The sequence below is a fragment of the Streptomyces sp. H39-C1 genome (assembly GCF_027158125.1).
In the GTDB taxonomy this organism is placed as follows: Bacteria; Actinomycetota; Actinomycetes; order Streptomycetales; family Streptomycetaceae; genus Actinacidiphila; species Actinacidiphila fildesensis.
This window is the reverse complement of sequence record NZ_JAPVLS010000098.1, coordinates 1-18,690: the sequence shown is the minus strand read 5'-3', so window position 1 is coordinate 18,690 and position 18,690 is coordinate 1. Positions and strand designations below refer to the sequence as shown.

Annotated in this window: 13 protein-coding genes; 3 read left to right on the top strand and 10 right to left on the bottom strand. The window is 73.7% G+C overall.

Features of this window, described 5'->3' with window-relative positions:
* Position 1 precedes the first annotated feature (1 nt).
* The 4 genes from O3W51_RS40070 to O3W51_RS40055 form a co-directional block, all read right to left on the bottom strand.
* Positions 2–1,912 (bottom strand): non-ribosomal peptide synthetase, encoded by a 1,911-nt coding sequence (locus O3W51_RS40070; protein ID WP_269288744.1) that lies wholly within the window; start codon positions 1,910–1,912, stop codon positions 2–4.
* Positions 1,912–5,112: a non-ribosomal peptide synthetase gene (locus O3W51_RS40065; RefSeq protein WP_198358043.1), complete on the bottom strand. Its 3,201-nt coding sequence runs from the start codon at positions 5,110–5,112 to the stop codon at positions 1,912–1,914. The genes O3W51_RS40070 and O3W51_RS40065 overlap by 1 nt, the downstream gene beginning before the upstream one ends.
* Before the next feature lie 315 nt (positions 5,113–5,427).
* A complete protein-coding gene (locus O3W51_RS40060) occupies positions 5,428–6,738 on the bottom strand; it encodes a non-ribosomal peptide synthetase (protein WP_198358044.1) in 1,311 nt (436 codons plus the stop codon).
* Positions 6,739–6,854: 116 nt separating this feature from the next.
* Entirely contained in the window at positions 6,855–8,177 is a 1,323-nt protein-coding gene (locus tag O3W51_RS40055; RefSeq protein WP_198358045.1) for an MFS transporter, read from the bottom strand.
* A gap of 341 nt (positions 8,178–8,518) precedes the next feature.
* Here O3W51_RS40055 and O3W51_RS40050 point away from each other — a divergent pair, with 341 nt between their 5' ends.
* Entirely contained in the window at positions 8,519–9,091 is a 573-nt protein-coding gene (locus O3W51_RS40050) for a gamma carbonic anhydrase family protein (RefSeq protein WP_138355453.1), read from the top strand.
* A 37-nt stretch (positions 9,092–9,128) separates the two neighbouring features.
* On the opposite strand, the gene O3W51_RS40045 is transcribed toward O3W51_RS40050, so the two are convergent.
* The 5 genes from O3W51_RS40045 to O3W51_RS40025 all read right to left on the bottom strand — a co-directional run bounded on the left by O3W51_RS40045 (position 9,129) and on the right by O3W51_RS40025 (position 15,549).
* Positions 9,129–9,821, bottom strand: a complete 693-nt coding sequence (locus O3W51_RS40045) for a DedA family protein (protein WP_138355454.1) — start codon at positions 9,819–9,821, stop codon at positions 9,129–9,131.
* Positions 9,822–9,936: 115 nt separating this feature from the next.
* Positions 9,937–10,284, bottom strand: coding sequence for a GNAT family N-acetyltransferase (locus O3W51_RS40040; RefSeq protein WP_381587581.1), 348 nt, complete (start codon positions 10,282–10,284; stop codon positions 9,937–9,939).
* Between the two features lie 8 nt (positions 10,285–10,292).
* Complete coding sequence (locus O3W51_RS40035) at positions 10,293–11,357, bottom strand: DNA polymerase Y family protein (RefSeq protein ID WP_138355455.1); 1,065 nt, start codon at positions 11,355–11,357, stop codon at positions 10,293–10,295.
* Entirely contained in the window at positions 11,354–14,872 is a 3,519-nt protein-coding gene (locus O3W51_RS40030) for a DNA polymerase III subunit alpha (RefSeq protein WP_198358046.1), read from the bottom strand. Before O3W51_RS40030 ends, O3W51_RS40035 begins: the two co-directional genes overlap by 4 nt.
* Before the next feature lie 224 nt (positions 14,873–15,096).
* On the bottom strand, positions 15,097–15,549 hold the full coding sequence (locus O3W51_RS40025) for a DUF4442 domain-containing protein (protein WP_138355457.1): 453 nt from the start codon (positions 15,547–15,549) through the stop codon (positions 15,097–15,099).
* A 125-nt stretch (positions 15,550–15,674) separates the two neighbouring features.
* Between O3W51_RS40025 and O3W51_RS40020 the strand changes: the two genes are divergently transcribed.
* Positions 15,675–16,757: a hypothetical protein gene (locus O3W51_RS40020; RefSeq protein ID WP_198358047.1), complete on the top strand. Its 1,083-nt coding sequence runs from the start codon at positions 15,675–15,677 to the stop codon at positions 16,755–16,757.
* Positions 16,758–16,836: 79 nt separating this feature from the next.
* Positions 16,837–18,186 (top strand): MFS transporter, encoded by a 1,350-nt coding sequence (locus O3W51_RS40015; RefSeq protein WP_244808999.1) that lies wholly within the window; start codon positions 16,837–16,839, stop codon positions 18,184–18,186.
* Here the strand turns inward: O3W51_RS40015 and O3W51_RS40010 are convergent.
* Positions 18,126–18,690, bottom strand: a 565-nt coding sequence (locus O3W51_RS40010) for a spermidine synthase (RefSeq protein WP_269288741.1), incomplete at its 5' end; no start/stop codon positions are given. The genes O3W51_RS40015 and O3W51_RS40010 overlap by 61 nt on opposite strands.

Sequence of the window (18,690 nt, the reverse complement as noted above, 5' to 3'; positions counted from 1 at the left end):
CTCAGACCACCGCCGGTGACGCGGTCGCACGGCGCTTGTCGAGTACGGCGGCCACCGCGCGGAGGTCCGGCTGGCGCAGCACCTCGGGAGCGCGCAGCCTCGTGCCCGTCTCGCGCTCGATGGCGGCCAGCAGCCGGGCCGCGATGATCGATGTGCCGCCCACCGAGGTGAAGTTGTCCTCCAGCGCGGCGTCCGGCCGGTCGAGCAGGTCGCGGACCACCCGCAGGACGAGCTGTTCGCTGTCCGTCGCGGTGCCGTCCGGAAGGGCGCTGCCGGAGGTCGCGGCGCCCGCGGCGGCCTCGGCCGTCTCACCGGCGAGCAGCGCGGCGCGGTCCACCTTTCCGTTGGCGTCCAGCGGGAAGGCCTCGACGATCCGTACGGTCGAGGGGACCGCCTGTTCGGGCAGCCAGACCCGGACCGCAGACAGCAGGGCGTCCGTGGGCGGGGCGGCGCCGGCCGCCGGCGGGACGAACCCCACCAGCCGCGTGCGGCCGTCGGCGGAGCGAGGCGCGGTCACGACCGCGCTGCGCACCGCCGGGTCCTGCTCGAACGCGGCCTCCACCTCGGCCGGTTCGATCCGCACACCGCTGATCTTCACCTGGTCGTCGAGCCGGCCGAGGAACTCCAACTGCCCGTCGTCCAGCATCCGCACCCGGTCCCCGGTGCGGTCGAAACGGTCCGCGCCCGGTGCGTCCAGCCCTTCGGGCGGGGCGGTGAAGCGCCGGGCGGTGAGCTCCGGGTCCAGATCGCCGATCGCCAGACAGGCGCCGCCGATGAGCAGTTCACCCGTCTCACCGCGGGCGGCGATGCGACCGTCCTGGCCCGCGACGACCACCGTGGTGCCGGGGAGCGGGGAGCCGATCGGCGGCGCGGCCGCGTCGTCCGGCTCGGCGTCGGTGGCCCGCATGGCGTGCGTGGTGGTGATGACGGTGGCCTCGGCCGGCCCGTAGGCGTTGTGAACGGTGGCGGTCACGTCCGGGCCGGGCCGGCGGCGCATCCGGTCGCCGCCGACGACGAGATGACGCAGCCGCAGACCCCGCGGCCAGGGCCGGTCCAGCACCGGCTCCGCCATGGGGGTGGCCGCGACGCAGACGGTCACCCCGGCGTCGCGCCACCAGTCCGTGAGCTCGGCCGGGTCCCAGCGGACCGCGTCGGGAGCGGGCACCAGCGCGGCACCCGAGGTCAGTCCGGCCCACAGCTCCAGTACATGCGGGTCGAACGCGACGCCGATCAGCAGGGACTGACGGTCCCCGGGGGCCAGGCCGGTCTCGGCGCGGTACCAGTCCAGCAGGGTGGCCAGGGCGGGCTCCGCCACCGCGAGCGCCTTCGGGCGGCCGGTGGAACCGGAGGTCAGGACGGCGTAGAACGCCTCCGGCGGTGCCGGGCGGGCGGCGGCCGCGGGCGGGGCGAAGGCGGCGACGACCGTGGCCGCGGCGTTCGTCCCCTCGACGGGCAGCGGCAGTTCGATCCGCTCGGCGGCCCGGTGGCCGGCCGGCAGTACGGCGGGGTCGCCCATCAGGCAGACCACCGCGACGTCCTCGGTGACCGCGCCGATGCGGCGCTCTCCGGGGCGGGGTCCCAGCGGCAGATACACCGCGCCGAGCCGGGCCAGCGCGACCGCGGTGACGGCCAGCGCGGCCGAACGGTCGAGGCAGACCCCGACGATGTCGCCGGGACGCACCCGGCCGTCGAGTGCGCGGACGAGTTCATCGGCCGCCTCGTCCAGCTGCCGGTAGCTCCAGGTGTGGCCGCCGTCGACCACTGCGGGCGCCTGCGGGGAGCGGCGTACCCAGTCCTCGTAGCGGGAGAGCACGCCGGAGGCGGCGGTCGCGGGGAGAGCCGCGCCGTGGGCCACGCTCGGCCGGGCGGTCAGCGTGTCGGTGGTCATGTCGGTGATCAGGGTGTTCGTCATCACGACTCCTTCGGCGTGGATGCGGCGGCGGACGCGGCGACGGGCGAGGGGGTGAGCAGACCCAGGGCGCGGGCCTGGTCGGCCAGGACCGGGTTGCGGAACAGCAGCCGCAGTGGCGGCCGTTCACCGAGCCGCGGTTCCAGCCAGGCCGCCAGATGCGCGGCGAGCACGGAGTGCCCGCCGATCTGGAAGAAGTGCGAGGACGCGGTGAACCGGCGGTGGCCCAGCACCTCGCTCCATCCCTCGGCGAGCAGCTCCAGCGCCGGGTCGGCGGCGAACGCGGCCGGGTCCAGGTCAGGGGCGGCCTCGTCCGCCGGAGCCGTGGGCTCCAGCGCGGCGGCCAGCCGGGCCAGGGCGACCCGGTCGGGCTTGCCGCCGGCCAGCTTCGGCATGGTGTCCAGCCGCGCCCAGCGGCCGGGGACGAGCGCGCCCGGCAGCCGGTGGCTCAGCTCGATGTGCAGCGCCTGCTCGTCCCACGGCTCCCGTTCGTCGGCGCTCTCCAGGAAGCCGACCAGCCGGGGTCCACCGGCCGCCTCACGATCGAGGACGACGGCGCAGGACCGGCCGCCGAGCACGGCGGAGGCGGCGGCCTCCACCTCCTCCAACTCGATGCGGTAGCCGCGCAGTTTGATCTGGTTGTCCCGCCGTCCGAGGAAGTGCAGCAGCCCGTCGAGGCCCCGGTAGCCGAGGTCGCCGGTGAGATAGACCCGCTCGCCGCCCAGCGCCGGGATCGTCATGAACCGTGCCGCGGTCGCTTCCGGGTTGCCGACGTAGCCCTCGGCGAGGCCTGCTCCGGCGATGGCCAGTTCACCGACCGCGCCGGCCGGCAGCGGACGGAGTGCCGTGTCCAGGACGTGGATCCGCTCGCCGGGCAGTTCGGTGCCGAGGGGGATCTCGGCGCCGTCCGCCAGGTTCTCGCGGGTGATCTCGTGCACGGTGGAGCTGATCGCCGCCTCGGTCACGCCGTAGACGTTGAGTACGGCGGCGTCGGTGTCGGCCAGGAACGAGCGCATCGCGTCGGCCGGGATGCGCTCACCGCCGAGCACCAGCAGCCGCGGCGCCCAGCGGCGGTCGCGCAGCGCGGGCCGCAACTCCTCACGCGTGGCGAGGAAGTAGCTGGTGGGCAGGTTGGCGACGGTGACCCGGGCGGCCGCCAGCAGCTCGGCCAGCTCCGCCCCGGTGGGCACTTCCCGCTCCGGTACGACCAGGCAGGCGCCGGCGTACAGCGACGGAAGGACCTCTTCGAGGGCCACGTCGAACGAGGGCTGGGCGAAGAGCAGCACCCGGTCACCGGCCGCCAGCGCGAACCGGTCGGCGGCACCGGTCAGATGGTTCTCCAGCGCGGCCCTGCCCACGGCCACGGGCTTGGGGATGCCGGTGGATCCGGAGGTGTGGATGATGTACGCCGCATCGGGCACCACTGCGGCCGGGCGCGCGGCCGGGTAGGAGCCGGCGTCGAGCGCGGTCACCGGGAGGCCGGCGGGCAGCGTCACCCCGGCGGCGGCGGAGGTGAGCACGAGCGCGGGACCCAGCCGGTTCAGCAGCAGTTCCAGCCGGGATTCCGGGTCGGACGGGGAGAGCGGGCAGTACACCGCGCCGGTCCGCAGACAGGCCAGCAGGGCCACCACCGAGTCGGCGCCGCGCGGCAGCACGACGGCGACCGGCCGGCCGGCCGTCACGCCCGCCGCCAGCATCCGCCGCGCGACGGCGGCGACCTGCTCGTCGAGGTCCCCGTAGGTCAGCCGGCGGGCGCCGATCAGCAGCGCGGGCAGCGACGGGTCGTGGGCGGCGGCCGGGTCGAGCGGATCCCGGCCGGGGGACGCGGCGGGCCCGACCGGCACCGGTACGACAGCGGGTGCCGGGAGCGCGAGGTCCGCGAGCACGGTGCCGGGATCGTCGAGATAGGCGCGCAGCAGGTCCAGGAAGCGCTCGGTGAGCAGCTTCGCGGTGTCCTCGCCGAAGAGGTCGGCGTCGTAGTCCCAGACCATGGTCATGCCGCGCGCGCCGTGCCGGGGGCTCACTCCGCGCCGGTCGTCCGGGAGCAGCACGACGTCGAGGTCGAAGCGGGTGGTGCCGGTGTTGAATCCCTCGAAGAGCGTGACGTCCAGACCAGGCACGTCGATCTCCGGCAGTGCGGCGTCGTGCGCGCTGAACATGACGCTGAACAGCGGGTTGTCCGCGCCCGAGGTGTGCAGGCCCAGCGCGCGCGTCAGCTCCTGGACCGGCACCTCCTGGTGCGGCAGGGCACGGAAGAGGGTGTCGGTCACCTCGTCCATGGCGTCCTCGGCCGGGGCCGCCGGGTCCAGGCGCAGCCGCAGCGGAATCGTGTTGACGAACATGCCCACGGCGTTCTCGAAGCCGCGTGGGCGGTTGCCGACGGCGGTGCCGACGACCATCTGTTCGCGGCCGCTGTGCCGGCGCAGCAGTTCGGCGAAGAGCCCGAGCAGCGTGGAGAACGGGGTCAGCCCGCGCTCCAGGGTGTGTGCGCGCAGCCGTTCCGTCAGGTCCGCGCCGATCGACTGGCGCAGCTGCCCGCCGTGGTGCCGGCGCCGGGCGCCGGGCCGGGCCAGACCGGGCAGCGGCATGTCGAAGGAGGCGTCGCGCAGTTCGGCCGCCCAGTACTCCAGGCTCGACCGCCGCTCCGCCGCAGCCCGGTCGTCGTCCGCGTCGAGGGAGCGCACATGGTCGACGTAGGACGTGGCGGGCGGCAGGGCGGTCGGCTCACCGAGGACGTGGGCGCGGTAGACGGTGAAGACGTCGCCCAGCAGGATCGCGAAGGAGTGCCCGTCGTGGATCAGGTGGTGCTCGACATGGATGAGCCGGTGCTGGTCGTCGGCGAGCCGGGCCAGCGTCCAGCGCAGCAGCGGCGCCTCGTAGGTGTCGAGCGGGGTCTCCGCCTCCGTGCGGAGCAGCCGCGCGAACGCGGCCTCCGGGTCAGCCTCCCCGGTCAGGTCCACGGTGCGCAGCCGCGGCTCGCAGAGGTCGGCGTCGCGCTGCACGGGCATCGCGCCGGGGACCGCCACGAGTTCCAGCCGCAGTCCGGGGTGGCGGTCGAGGGCCGCGGCCAGTCCGCGGCGCAGCGCCTCGGTGTCCAGCGTGCCCCACAGGTCGAGGGAGGCGGTGAAGTTGTAGGCGCGGCTGCCGGGCTGCACTTGTTCGTGCAGCCAGACGATCTCCTGCGACGGAGAGAGGGGGAGCATCGGCGATCCCTGGGGTTGTCGGGTCGGGGTCTTCGGGTGGGGGCGGAGGCACGGTCGTGCTTCCGCCCGCGGTTCACCGGCCGGTCCGCGGATCACGCGGGCCGGCCGTACTGGTTCAGGGCGTGCTGGTTCAGGGCGTGCTGGTTCAGGGCGTGCTGGTTCGGGGCGTACTGGTTCGGGGCGTCCTGGTTCAGGGCGTCCTCAAGGCGTCGCAGCCCTACGGCGTGACGGGTGGGACCGCGTGACGTGGCGCGCCGCTCCGGCTGCGGCTGCCGCGGAGGCGAGTGCTGCTGTGGCCGTGGCTGTGGCCGTGGGTCAGCCGACGGGGACGTCGGCCCGGACGGGGGCGCGTACCGAGTCGCGGAAGGCGGCGAACCCGTCCTGGGCCGCGGCGTCGTCGAGCACCGTGCGGTCCCACACCATCCGGATGTGGAGTTCGGATCCGTGGGTGACGGAGACCGCGAACGGGGCGCGCACCTGCCGGCCGTCGATGTGGACCTCACGGCCCTCCACCCCGCCGAGCCGCAACGCGGGACGGCGCCGGGCGTCGTCCACCGTCAGCAGTCCGTCCAGCCGGCCGGACCACTGGGAACCGGCCGAGCGGGCGGCGTGCACCACTTCGTCGAAGGGGGTGTCGGCCCGGTCCAGGTCGTCCCACCACTGGGTGGCCGTCTCGTCCGGGGCGTGCGGGACGTCGACCGTCGCGGCCGGGAAGACCACGGTGTTGAGGAAGCAGCCGAGCACCGGCGGTGCGCCGGCCGGGCGGCCGCCCCACGGGTAGCCGATCGGCGGCACATGGCCGGGCCCGTACAGCACCCGGGCCGTGGCCCGGCAGGCGTCGAGCAGGGCGGGGAACGGTACGCCGGAAGCGGGTGCGGGCAGCCGCAGTTCGGCAGCACCGGTGGGCAGGGTGCCGGGGGCGGGTGTCCGCGGCGGGAGCTGCGGGGCCCGTTCGTGCACCACACGCAGCCGGTCGCCCCAGTACTCCAGCGCGGCGGCGGACCCCGCGCGCTGCTCGGCATCGAGCTGCAGCTGGACCGCCTCGCGGTAGGCGGCGAGTTCCGCGGCCGCTTCGGCGGGCTCAGTTCCCGCGGATCCCGGCTCGTCACGGTAGGCGGCGGTCAGTTCCTCGACGATGCGTGTGAGGGACTGACCGTCGCACGCGGTGTGGTCCAGGACGACGGCGAGCACCTCGTCCCCTGCGCCCGGCCCGTCCTGGACCAGATACAGCCGCAGCGGCGAGCCCTGCCCGGTCCAGCCGGCCAGGACCCGGCGCAGCGCGGCGGCCGCGTCCTCGCCGGGGGCGCGGACGACGTGTTCCACCGGTACGTCGGGGTCCGTCAGACGGAGCACGGGGGTGCCGCGCAGCACGTCCGGGCGGGCACGCAGCACAGGGTGCAGGGCGGCGAGCCGGTTCGCGGCCGCGCGCAGCCGCACCGGATCCACCGTTCCGCTCGGGAAGGCGAAGAACATCGGGACGATGTCGGCCCGTCCCGAGGGGTCCATGGAGCGCACGAGCACGAAGCGCCGCTGGGCTCCGGTGACGGGCAGGAGGGAGGTACCGCCGTCGTCGGCGGCAATGCGCTGGTAGCGGGCCAGGTACTGGCCCGTGATGGTTCGGGGCACGTGATCCTCTCTGACGTGGCAGGGCGGTTCGGGACGTGGACGTTTCGGGCGTGGAGGGGCCGCGGCGTGGCAGGGCCGGGCGATGGAGCTCGGGTCCGGCCGGACGCCCGGCCGGGTCAGCTGACGGAAGCGGACTCGGTACGGCCGCCCGAACCGCCGGAGCCACCCGCGACGGCGTCCTCGAGGTCGTCCGGAGCGGCCGGCAGATCACGCATCCGGCGCAGCGGGGACAGCAGCAGCCGCAGCGGTACGACGAGGAAGCCGACCGCGCAGACCCACAGGGCGGCGCGCGCCCCGAAGCCGTCGGCCACGGCTCCGCCCACCAGGGCCCCGAGTGGCAGCGTGCCCCACACCAGGAAACGCAGCGTGGCGTTCATCCGGCCCAGGAGCCGTGGCGGGCAGAGCGTCTGACGGAAGCTCACCTGGGCGACGTTGTAGACGACCGCGCCGAAGGAGACCGCACCGGAACCGACGGCGAACAGGACGGCGGCGGCTCCCCGGCCGGACAGCGGCCACAGCAGCGCGAACGGGCCGGTCACCAGGGCGGACAGCCAGATGATGCGGGCTTGGCCGAGCCTCGCGGCGAGCCTGCCGGCGCAGAGCGCACCGGCGAGCCCGCCGGCGGCGGACGCGGAGAGCATCAGACCGATGGCGGCCGGCTGCAGGCCGATCACCCGTACCAGGAAGATGGTCTGAGTGGCCATCAGCATCGCCGTGAAGAAGTTGCTGAGGCCGGTGCTGGTCGCGATGACGCGCAGCAGCCGGTGGCCGAGCACGAAGCGCAGTCCCTCACCGATCTCCTTGCGCAGTGACGCGCCCGGCACCGGTTCCGGCTTGCTCTCCGGCTTGTCGATGCGCGACAGGAACAGTGCCGAGACGACGTAGCCGATCGCGTCAGCCCCGATCGCCAGATGCGCCCCGACGAGCTGCACCAGCCCGCCGCCGAGGCCGGGACCGGTGACCTGGGCGGAGGAGCGGACCGTCTCCAGTGCTCCGTTGGCCGCCATCAGCTGCTCCCTGGGCAGGAGTTCGGGCAGATAGCTCTGGTCGGCCACATCGAAGAAGACCGTCGCCGCGCCGGTGACCAGGGCGACGATGTACAGCTGCACCATCGTCAGGACGTCGGCGACCGCGGCCAGCGGGACACTCGCCATGGCGAGCGCCCGCACCATGTCGGCGCGGATCATCAGCGACCGCTTGCGCATCCGGTCGACCAGCGCCCCTGCGGGCAGGCCGATCAGCAGGAACGCGGCGGTCTCCGCGGCGGTGAGCAGCCCCACCTGGAACGCGGGCGCCTTGAGTTCGAGGACCGCCACCAGGGGCAGCGCGACCAGGGTGACCTGGGCACCGACCTGGCCGGCCGCGGCGCCGGCGAGCAGCAGACGGAAGTCGCGCATGCGCAGCGGACCGCTCGACGCGGTTCGGGGTAAAGGGGACATGTGCCAGACCTTCACCGCAAACGCCGTCAACAGTCAAAGCGCAAAGAACACTTTCGGTCGAATCTTTTGCACTACCTCCACCAAATCAGCAAATCTTCCGTCAGATCCGGGCAACCTCGGGATGAACTATGCGCGTTGGGGCCCTGCGACAAGAGGATCCGACAGTCCCCGCACGGCCGGGGCCGGACGATCACCGGCAACGCGCCAGGAATCGCACCTCTGACCGAAAACAGTCCCTGTGCTGCTTCGATGCCTTATGCACCTACCGACCCGCCGCCGGGACCGACCCGTCGTATACGGTGCTGCTCGACAGCCAAGGCGCGGACGCGAGGGCGGATTCCATGGCGGAGCGGGCACTGATAGCCGATGTGGCGGGGCGCAAGCCCCAGGTGGATCCGGCGGCGTTCACCGCGCCCACCTCGGTCGTCGTCGGCGACGTCACGATGGCGGCCGGCTCCAGCGCCTGGTACCACGCGGTCCTGCGCGGCGACTGCGAGTCGATCAGCATCGGCGCCGACAGCAACATCCAGGACAACTGCTCGGTGCACGCGGACCCCGGGTTCCCCGTCGTGGTCGGCGAGCGGGTCTCGGTGGGGCACAACGCGGTGCTGCACGGCTGCACCGTCGAGGACGACGTACTGATCGGCATGGGCGCCACCGTCCTGAACGGCGCGCACATCGGGACCGGCTCGCTGGTCGCCGCGGCCGCGCTCGTACCGCAGGGGATGCGGGTACCGCCGGGGTCGCTGGTGGCCGGGGTCCCGGCCAAGGTCCGGCGTGAGCTGACCGCGGAGGAGCGGGAGTCCGTGCTGCTCAACGCCGCGGGTTATGTCGAGCTGTCCCGCGCCCACCGGGCGGCCTTCGAACCGGCCGCGGAAGGACCGGGCGAAGAAGCGCCGGCCGACAAGGCCTGAGCAGCCATGGGCCCGGTCCGCCGGGTCACTCGCGTGATCACTCGCCGGTGGGGGCCACCACGGCTTCGGCCGCGCCTTCCACCGGCGTTCCCGGCGTCGCCGCTGCGTCCGCCTCCGGCGTCGCCGCCGGGGTGTGGGCCTTGGCACGCCGCTGGACGAAGAGGAACGAGCCGATCCCGAACAGCACGGCCGCCGCCAGTCCGAAGTAGCCGAACCGCTTGATCCACGGTTCCGCCACCACGCCGACGTTGTAGATGACGGCGGTGGTGCCGCCCGCCCAGACGACGCCGCCGAGGGCGTTCGCGATGAGGAACTTCCAGTACGGCATCTTCAGGACGCCCGCCAGCGGGCCGGCGAAGATCCGCAGCAGCGCGACGAAGCGGCCGACGAAGACCGCCCACATGCCCCAGCGCTCGAACGACCGCTCGGCGGTGGCGACATGGCCGGGTGAGAAGTGTTTGGGGAACTTCCGGCCGAGCTTGTCCAGCAGCGGTTTGCCGCCCTTGCGGCCGATCGAATAGCCGATGGAGTCACCGATCACCGCGCCCGCGATCGCGCAGGCGCCGACGATCCACGGGTTGATCGTGCCCTGCGAGGCCATCAGTGACGCGGTGACGAGGACGATCTCGCCGGGGAGCGGGATGCCCAGGCTCTCGATCCCGATGACCAGCCCCACCACCAGGTAGACGGCGAGCGGCGGAATCGTCTCGATCCATTCCTGCACGTGCACTGCCGAGTCCTCCCCTGGACACCATCCGGACCGTGTGCCATGGCCCACGTCAGTGAAGCCTAACCGAACCGTTCCGCACGCCAGTACGGCCGGCGGACCGCTCCCCCGCCCGCTCTCACCACAGGTCGGGGTCGGCCATGAGCCGCTCCTTCGCGCGGCCCGCCAGCGCGGGATCCGGCTCCGGGGCCAGGTCGGAGTGCTTGACGGACCAGGCCGCCACATACGGGCACAGCGGTACGACGTCCCGGCCCTCCGCGGCGGCCAGCTCGTACAGCGCCCCGGCGAGCGCGCCCGCGATGCCCTCCCCCTGGTGCCCCGGCTCGACCACCGTGTGCACGGCGACCAGCGCGCTCCCGCCACCGGTCCCGTCGTCCTCCAGCACGAAATAGTTGATCCGGCCGATCAGTTCGTCCCCGGCCCATGCCCCCAGGCGGCCCACCGCCCGGTCGTCACGAATATCCATGTCCTCCATCATGCGCGACGGGGCGCCGGGTGCGCGGTACCGGCGGGCCGGACGGCGGCGGGGCCGAAACGGGCACGGGCGCGGTCGGCGGCGGCCTCGATCAGCCGGGACTTGTCGTCGCCCGGTTCCAGGCTCAGCTGCCGGGCGGTCAGCTCCTCCGCCAGCAGGCCGTCGGCACGCAGCGAAAGAGTACGGACCCGGGCCCGCTGCAGGCCGAGCGCGTCATAGAGCTGGTAGGCGGTGGTCCGCAGCGCCGCGCTGTGCCCCGACGACTCGTGCAGGGTCCGGGTGCGGGTCGTCGTCGAACGGTCGGCGTAGCGGACGGTGAGGGTCAGGGAGCGGGCCGCCTGGCGTTCGGTGCGCAGCCGGGCGCCGAGTTCCTCGGTGAGCGACAGCAGCGCCCGGCGGTGCCGCACCGGATCCAGCTCGTCCTGTCCGAAGCGCCGCTCACCGCCGATGGAGCGGGCGGGGGCGCCCCGGACGACCGGGGTCGGGTCGATACCGCGTGCCCTGTCGTACAGCCGCCGGCCCGCGGTCGCGCCCAGTGCGCGCTGCAGGGTGCCCAGCGGGGTGGCGGCGATGCGTCCGACGGTGTCCAGTCCGTAGCCGGCCAGGGTTTTCGCGGAGGCGGGTCCGATGCCGTCCAGCGCGGCGGCCGGCTTGTTCCGCAGGAACTCCTCGACGGCCGGCCGGTCACCGCTCAGCACCCGGACCGCGCGGGCGGGGCCGTCCGCGGCGGCCATCCGGGCCAGCAGCGGGTTGGGTCCGACGCCGATCGTGGAGTCGACGCCGTGCAGGGCCAGGGCCCGCACCCGGATGAGATGGGCGAGGCCGGCGGCGTCCCGGTCGAAGTACCGCAGCGCGCTGCGGACATCGGCGAGGGCCGCGTCCGGAGGCAGCGCCTGGACGACCGGGGTGATGCCGCGGAGCAGGTCGAGGAGCATCTCGTAGACGTCCTCGTGCGGCACGGAACCGGCGGCCGCGTGAAGGTGGACATAGAGGATGTGCGGCGCGGGGCGGGCCGCCCGATCCGCTGGGTGACCGGACGCGTGATCCGCTGAGTGCTCGCTCATCCGGCGCTCCCCTGGCTGGAGTGCCACAGCTTTCTGCTGGGGGTGGTGCGGTCGCCGGGCGGCTGGAGGTCGGCCCAGGGGTGCAACTCGGCGCCGGTCTCGTGCCGGATGCGCCGGCCGCCGACCGGATCGGCTGCGGCCGCGCCGGGGCGTACCGCCGGGTCCGCGGTCGACCCGGCGGTGGCATCAGTCGCCGGTGCGGTCGTCGGATGGGCCGATGGCTCCGCGAGGCGGGCCGCGACCGCCACGAGGCCGCCGTCCTGGTGGAGGTCCGCGAGTTCCGCGAGGTCCCAGGCGGCGGAGCCGACGACGCCGAAGGCGCGTTTCCCCCGCCGCTGGAGGGTGCCGCGGACCAGCAGCAGACCGGAGTGGAACACCGTGTGCGCGGCCTGCTGGTGGCTGTCCTCGAAGAACGCCAGGTCCACGAGGCCCGACCCGTCGTCGAGCGTCACGAAGATGATCCGTTTCCCGGACGCGATCGGCGGTGTCTGGGTGGAGGCCCTGATGCCCGCGACGAGCACGGTCTCGCCGTGCCGCACCTCGTGCAGCCGCCGGGCCGGTGTCGTGTCCAGTTCCTCCAGCAGCGCGTGGTGGTGCTCCATCAGATGCTGGGTGGTGTCCATGCCCAGCACCTCCAGTTCGGCGCCGGTCCGCTCGCCGGCGTTCATGTCGGGCAGGCCGGCCGGGACCGCGGACTCCTGAGCGGCGAGCGCGAGCTGTCCCCCGGGTACGTCGGCGCGTCCCTGCCGGTGCAGTTCGGAGACCTGGAGCAGCAGGTCGCGGCGGGTGGGCCCGGCGGCCAGCGCGTCGAGCGCTCCGACCTGGACGAGACGTTCCAGCACCGGACGGGACGGCCTCGCCCGCTCCCACAGGTCCGCCGGTGAGGAGTAGGGCTGCCCGGCCTCGATCCGCCCGGCCTCGGCCTCCGACATGCCGCCTACTTCGGAGAGGGCGAGCCGCACCCCCCACTTATCAGACTTCAGTTCGATTACATAGGCGGAGCGCGACGCGTTCACATCCAGCGGCAGGATCGGCACGCCATGCCGGCGCGCGTCCGCCAGGATCACCCGCTTCGGCCACATCCCCGGATCGTGTTCCAGCAGCCCGGCGTAGAGCGCCGCCGCGAAGTGCGCCTTCAGCCACGCCGACTGCAGCGCCGGAACGGCGAACGCGGCGGCGTGGGCGCGCGCGAAACCGTAGGCGCCGAACGCCTCCAGGATCCCCCAGACCTCGGCCAGCACCGCCGGCGCGTAGCCGTGCGCCGCCGCTTCGCGGTGGAACCACTTCCGCACCTTCGGCCGCCGGACGGGGTCGGCCAGACAGCGCCGCGCCTCCTCCGCCAGATCGGGCTCGCAGCGGGTCAGCACGGCGATGATGCCGATGATCTGCTCGTGCCAGATCGTCACCCCGAAGGTGTCCCGGAGCACCGGCTCCAGATCCTGGTGCGGATACCGCGGCGGCCGGGTGCTGTGCCGGGCGGCGATGTACTGCTCCGGCATGCCCCCGGCGACCGGTCCGGGACGGAACAGGCTGATGTCGGCGACGATGTCGTCGACGGTGGTCGGCTGCAGTCTGGCCAGCAGGTCACGCTGGCCGGGCGATTCGAGCTGGAACATGCCGAGGGTGTCCGAGGCGCGGATCAGCTCGAACGCCGCCGGGTCGTCCGGCGGCACCTGGGCGCGGTCCTCCAGGTCGATGTCCCGGCCGGTGGCCCGCCGGATCTCGGCCGTGGCGTGCGCCATCGCCGACCACATGCGCACGCCGAGGATGTCGAGCTTCAGCAGGCCCATCGCCTCGACGTCCTCCTTGTCGAACTGGCTCATCGGGAGCGCCTCACCGCTGGTCGGCACCACCGGGGTGCGGTCCAGCAGGGACGCGTTCGACAGCAGGACGCCGCACGGGTGCATCGCCACCCCGCGCGGCAGCCCGTCCAGCGCCTCGACCAGCTCCCACAGCGGGCCGTACCGGTCCGCGTGGGCGGCGACCTCCCGCAGTTCCGGCAGTTCGGCCAGCGCCGCCCGCACATCGCGGGCCCGGATGTGCGGGAACGACTTCGCCAGCCGGTCGATCTCCCACGGCGGCAGGGACAGCGCGGCCCCGGTGTCCCGGATCGCGTGCCGGGCGCGGTACGTCTCCGGCATCGCGACGGTCGCGATCCGCGCGGGGCCGAAGCGGCCGATCACCGCGCGGTAGACGTCGAGCCGGCGGGCCGACTCGGTGTCGAGGTCGATGTCCGGCAGGGAGTTGCGGCGCAGCGACATAAACCGTTCGAAGACCAGATGGTGTTCGAGCGGGTCGACGTGGGAGATGCCCAGCGCGTAGTTGACCATCGACCCGGCGCCGCTGCCCCGGGCCGCGACCCTGATCCCCAGGTCCCGGGCGTCGGAGACCACGGCGGCGGCGGTCAGGAAATACGTCTCGAAACCGAGTGTGCCGATGATCGTCAGTTCCGCGTCCAGCCGGCGCCGGGCGTCCGGCGCGTGCTCCAGGCCACGCTGGGCCAGGCCGGCCTCGGCGCGCTCGCGCAGCACCCGGCCGGCCGTCGCCGCGGTCGCCCCGGCCAGCTCGGGTTCCGGGAAGTGCGGCCTGCCCATGCCCAGATCGCCCTTCGGGTCGATCCGGCACGCGTCCGCCGTCTCCCGCGTCACCGCCAGCAGCCGGGCGGCGCCACCGCGCCCGCGCCCGGCGGCCCCGGCGATCCGTTCCGCGACCCGCGCCATGTCCTGCGGGCTCTTCAGCCAGCGCTGTCCCGAGTCCAGCCGGCGGCGGTCGATCGGCCGCAGCAGCCGGGCCGCGTCCAGTACATCGGCCACCCGGTGCTGCGCGGGATCCGCGTAGCGGACCGCGTTGGTGACGACGGCGGGGATGCCCAGCCGGTCGGCCAGCCCCACCGTGTGGGCGGCGAGCCGCAGGGATCCGGGTCCCGCGCCGGGGATCCCGTGGTCCACGGCCTCGAGCCGCAGGTCCTCGCCGAACCGCTCGCGCCACGGGGCGAGCAGTCGCTCCGCGATGTCCGGGTGGCCCGCGGACAGTGCCCTTACCGGCTCGGAGGCCGGTCCCAGCAGCACCGTCAGACCGTCGGCCGACTGCCGTTCAAGGTCCGCCCAGCGCAGCAGCGGGCGGTCGCCGCCCGCATGCGCGGCGCTGACCAGCCGGCACAGCGCGGCCCAGCCGGCCGCGTTCCGCGCCAGCAGGACGATCCGGGGCGCCGACTCGTCGATGTACGCGCCACCGCGCACCGGGGTGCGCCGCCGGGCCGGGGCCGTCCCGGGAGCCGAGCCGGGGACGGAAAGGGGAGGGGCGGATTCGACCGCGAGGTCCACGCCGAAGACCGGGCGCACACCGCCCGCGGTGCATGCCGCCGCGAACCGTACGAGGCCCGCGACAGTGTCCCGGTCGGTCAGTGCGAGGGCGTCCATCGCGTGCCACGCGGCGCGCTCGGCGAGGGCCCCGGGGTGGCTGGCCCCGTAGCGGAGGGAGAAACCGCTCGCGGTGTGGAGGTGCGTAAACGACATACACGCCTCCTGCCGCTCATGTGCCCCCTGCCCCCGGTCCGACCCTCGGACCTGCCTCTTCACCATAAACCACAGATCGAATCTTTGTTCGATAAGCGAGAGTGGAGGGAGGTGACAAGACCCACCCGAGGTCCGCCGGCGGCCCGGATGACGCACTCAGGGCGCGACCGGATGGACCGGCCGCGCCCTGGGAAACGTGCGGCGGACATGGCCGCCCGGGTGGATCAGCGGTTGAGGCGCAGCGTCCAGATGATGCTCATCTCGCCGGTGACCGCGCCGTCCTCACGGCGGATCGTGACGCGGACGGGGAACTCCGGGCGCTCGCCCGCGTCGAGTTCGGCGACGACGTCCGCGACGGGGCGGCCGAGCTCGGCGGTGGCCGTGACCGGGCCCATCGCGAGCTTCGCGTACGCGATCTCCGCGCGGACCGCGAGCGGCACGGCGCGGGAGAGCTGGTCGCCGAAGGCGCTCAGGACGATCGCGCCACTGGCGGACTCGGCCAGGGTGAACATGGCGCCGGCGTGCGGGCCGCCGACGTGGTTGTGGAAGTCGGGCTGGTCGGGCAGCGTGACGACGGCACGCTCCGCGCTGGTCTCCCCGAACTGCAGGTTCAGGGTGCGGACCATGGGCACAGTGGCCGCAAGCAGTTCGCCGGTCGAAGGCAGGGTCTCGGACATGCCTGGATGTTACCAGCGAGTAGCAACCCTGCCCAGGGCATCCGTGGGCCTGTCAGCAGAAATTACTGACCAGTAACGAGGGGCGGCGTGGAACCGGAAGCCCTCACCCCCTAGTGTTTCTGGCCATGTGGCCAGGAGAGCAGCAGCCCGGGGGACAGCAGTACCCACAGCAGAACCCACAGGGGCAGTACCCGCAGGACCCGAATCAGCAACCGCCGTACCAGGCGCCGTCGCCCTACCAGACGCCGTCCCCGTACCAGACACCCGGCTACGGCTACCCGCAGCAGCCGCCGCAGCAACAGCCGCCGCAGGGGCAGTACCAGCAGCCCGGACAGCCGCCCGGCCCGCCGCCGCAGTGGGGACCGCCCACCATGCCCGGCAGCCCCGGCCCCGGCGGCCCACAGCCCGGCAACCGCAAGAACATGACGATCGCCGTGTCGATCATCGCCGCCGTGGCGGTGATCGCGGCCGTGGTCATCGGCGGCGTCTACCTGTCGGGGGACGACAAGAAGGACACCGCCGCCGACCCGGGCAAGAGCCCGAGCGTCTCGCAGAGCGCCACGCCGACCCCGACCCCCTCGAACACCACGGCGGCGGGCACCGGCGGGACCGGCGACGACTCGCGCGGCGATCCGAACGCCGTCGAGATCAAGCCCGTGGTCCCGGGCTGGCAGGTCGTCCGGCGCACCGAACGCAACGTCGCCTTCGACGTGCCGGCGAACTGGACGCTGGCCAGCGAGGGCACCCTCATCGGCTTCGAGGACAAGGGCAAGCCCGCCGTCACCATGGGCGCGCCCGCCTTCTACAAAGAGAATTGGTGCGACAAGGACGAGCGCGCCGCGGTCGGGACCAAGGGCGCCAACGGCGCCAAGAGCGTCCAGGAGGCCGCCGAGGTCCAGGCCGAGTCGTGGGCGTACTGGGGATACCAGGAGGATGGCAAGGTCACCGTCGCCAAGACGGCCGCCAAGCCGTTCAGCAACTCGCACGGCATCACGGGCTTCTCCTCCTCCGCCACCGCGAAGAACGTGCCCAAGAAGAACAAGTGCACGTCCGACGGTGTCGTCTACACGGTCGCCTGGGTGGACTCCACCAAGGCCCTGACCGTGTGGGTGCTGTACGCCGACCGGGGCGCGGGCGTCACCGACGGCCTGCCGGACGCGACCATCACCACCATCATGGGCAGCATCCGCGAGCTGAAGAAGAAGTGACCGCCGACGGCGGTGGGCCGGGCGGGCCCACCGCCGAAATCCGGTGGCACCGCGGCGGACGGGCCGCGATAGTCGCCGGGTGACTCCCGACGCCGCGCTCCGGTCCCCCGGCCGCCCGCCCCGACTGCCCTCCTGGGCCGGGCGCGACTTCCGGCTGCTCACCGCGGCGTCGATCATCACCAGCCTCGGCAACTCCGGGGCCCTGATAGCGGCCGCCTTCGCGGTCATCGAGTCCGGCGGCAGCGCCACCGACGTCGGCCTCGTGGCCGCCGCACGCACCCTCCCGCTGGTGGTCTTCCTGCTCATCGGCGGAGCGCTGGCCGACCGGCTGCCCCGCAACCAGGTGATGGTCGCGGCCAACGTGCTCAACTCCGCCTCCCAGGCGGTCTTCGCCACCCTGATCATCTCGGGGCACGCGCAGCTGTGGCAGATGGCCGCGCTCACCGCGGTCGGCGGCACCGCGCACGCGTTCTTCGCCCCCGCCTCCGAGGGCATGCTGCTGGCGACCGTCGACCCGGCCCACGCCAACAAGGCGTTCTCGGTCTTCCGGGTGGGCATGAACGGCGCGAACATCGGCGGCGCGGCGCTCGGCGGCGCCCTGGTCGCCGCCATCGGCCCCGGCTGGGTCCTCGCCGTCGACGCGGCGGCCTTCGCGGTCGCGGCGGCGCTGCGCTCGTTCCTCACCGGCACCGCGAACCTGCGCGCCGAGGCCGGCGGGGGCATGCTGCGCGATCTGCGCGACGGCTGGCGGGAGTTCGCCTCACGGCGCTGGCTGTGGGGCATCGTCCTGCAGTTCTCCGTCGTCAACGCCGTCTTCACCGCCTCCGAGGCGGTCTACGGGCCGCTCGTCTCGAACGAACGGCTGGGCGGCGCAGGCCCCTGGGGCCTGGCACTGGCGGCGTTCGGCGCGGGCACGGTGAGCGGCGGTGTGCTGATGATGCGCTGGAAGCCGCGCCGCATGCTGCTGGCCGGCACGCTCGCCGTCTTCCCGATGGCACTGCCGCCCGCCGCCCTGGCCCTGGTGGTGCCCGCCGCCGGGCTGGCGGCGCTGATGTTCGTGACCGGCGTCGCGATCGAGGTCTTCGCCGTCGGCTGGATGCTCGCCCTGCACCAGGAGATCCCCGGCGACAAACTGTCGCGGGTCTCCTCGTACGACTGGTTCGGCTCGGTCGCGATGATCCCGGTCGCCACGGCGCTCGCCGGACCCGTCATGAACGCGGTCGGCCGCTCCGCCGCCCTGTGGGGGTGTTCCGGTCTCATCGTGCTGCTCACCGCCGCGGTGCTCCTCCTGCCCGAGGTCCGCCGGCTGACCCGCCGCGAGCCCGCAGCCGTCACCGGGACTGCGCCGGAACAGCCCGCCGAACCGGCTCAGCCGACGGTGAAGGCGCCGTCCGGCGGCTCTGGCGACGGCACCGCCGTGGCGTCGTAGACCGGGGACGCCCCGGCCGCGAGCCGGGCCAGGGCCTTCCCGTCGACCACCCGGGCGGGAAACGCGTCGGCCGCCGCCAGCCGGGCGAGCCGGTCCAGCGAGAGCGGGCCGTGCGAACCGAGCAGCACCGCGTTGCCGAAGCGCCGGCCGCGCAGCATCCCCGGCTCCGCGATCACGCAGAAGTGCTCGAAGACCTCGCGCACGGTGGCGATCTGCGAACCGAGGAACGCGAACGGCGCGGCGTCGGCGAGGTTGGCCAGATACAGGCCGCCCTCCGCACGCACCACGGACGCGGCCGACCGCAGGAACTCCACCGACGTCAGATGCGCCGGCACCCGCGAGCCGCCGAACACGTCCGCCACCAGGACATCGGCGCTGTCCGGCGCCGCCCGCTCGAGCCAGCCGCGCGCGTCGTCGGTGTGCACGACGACCGCCGGAGCGTCCAGCGGCAGATGTTCCGACACCCGCGCCACGAGTCCCCGGTCGGCCTCCACCCCGTCCGGC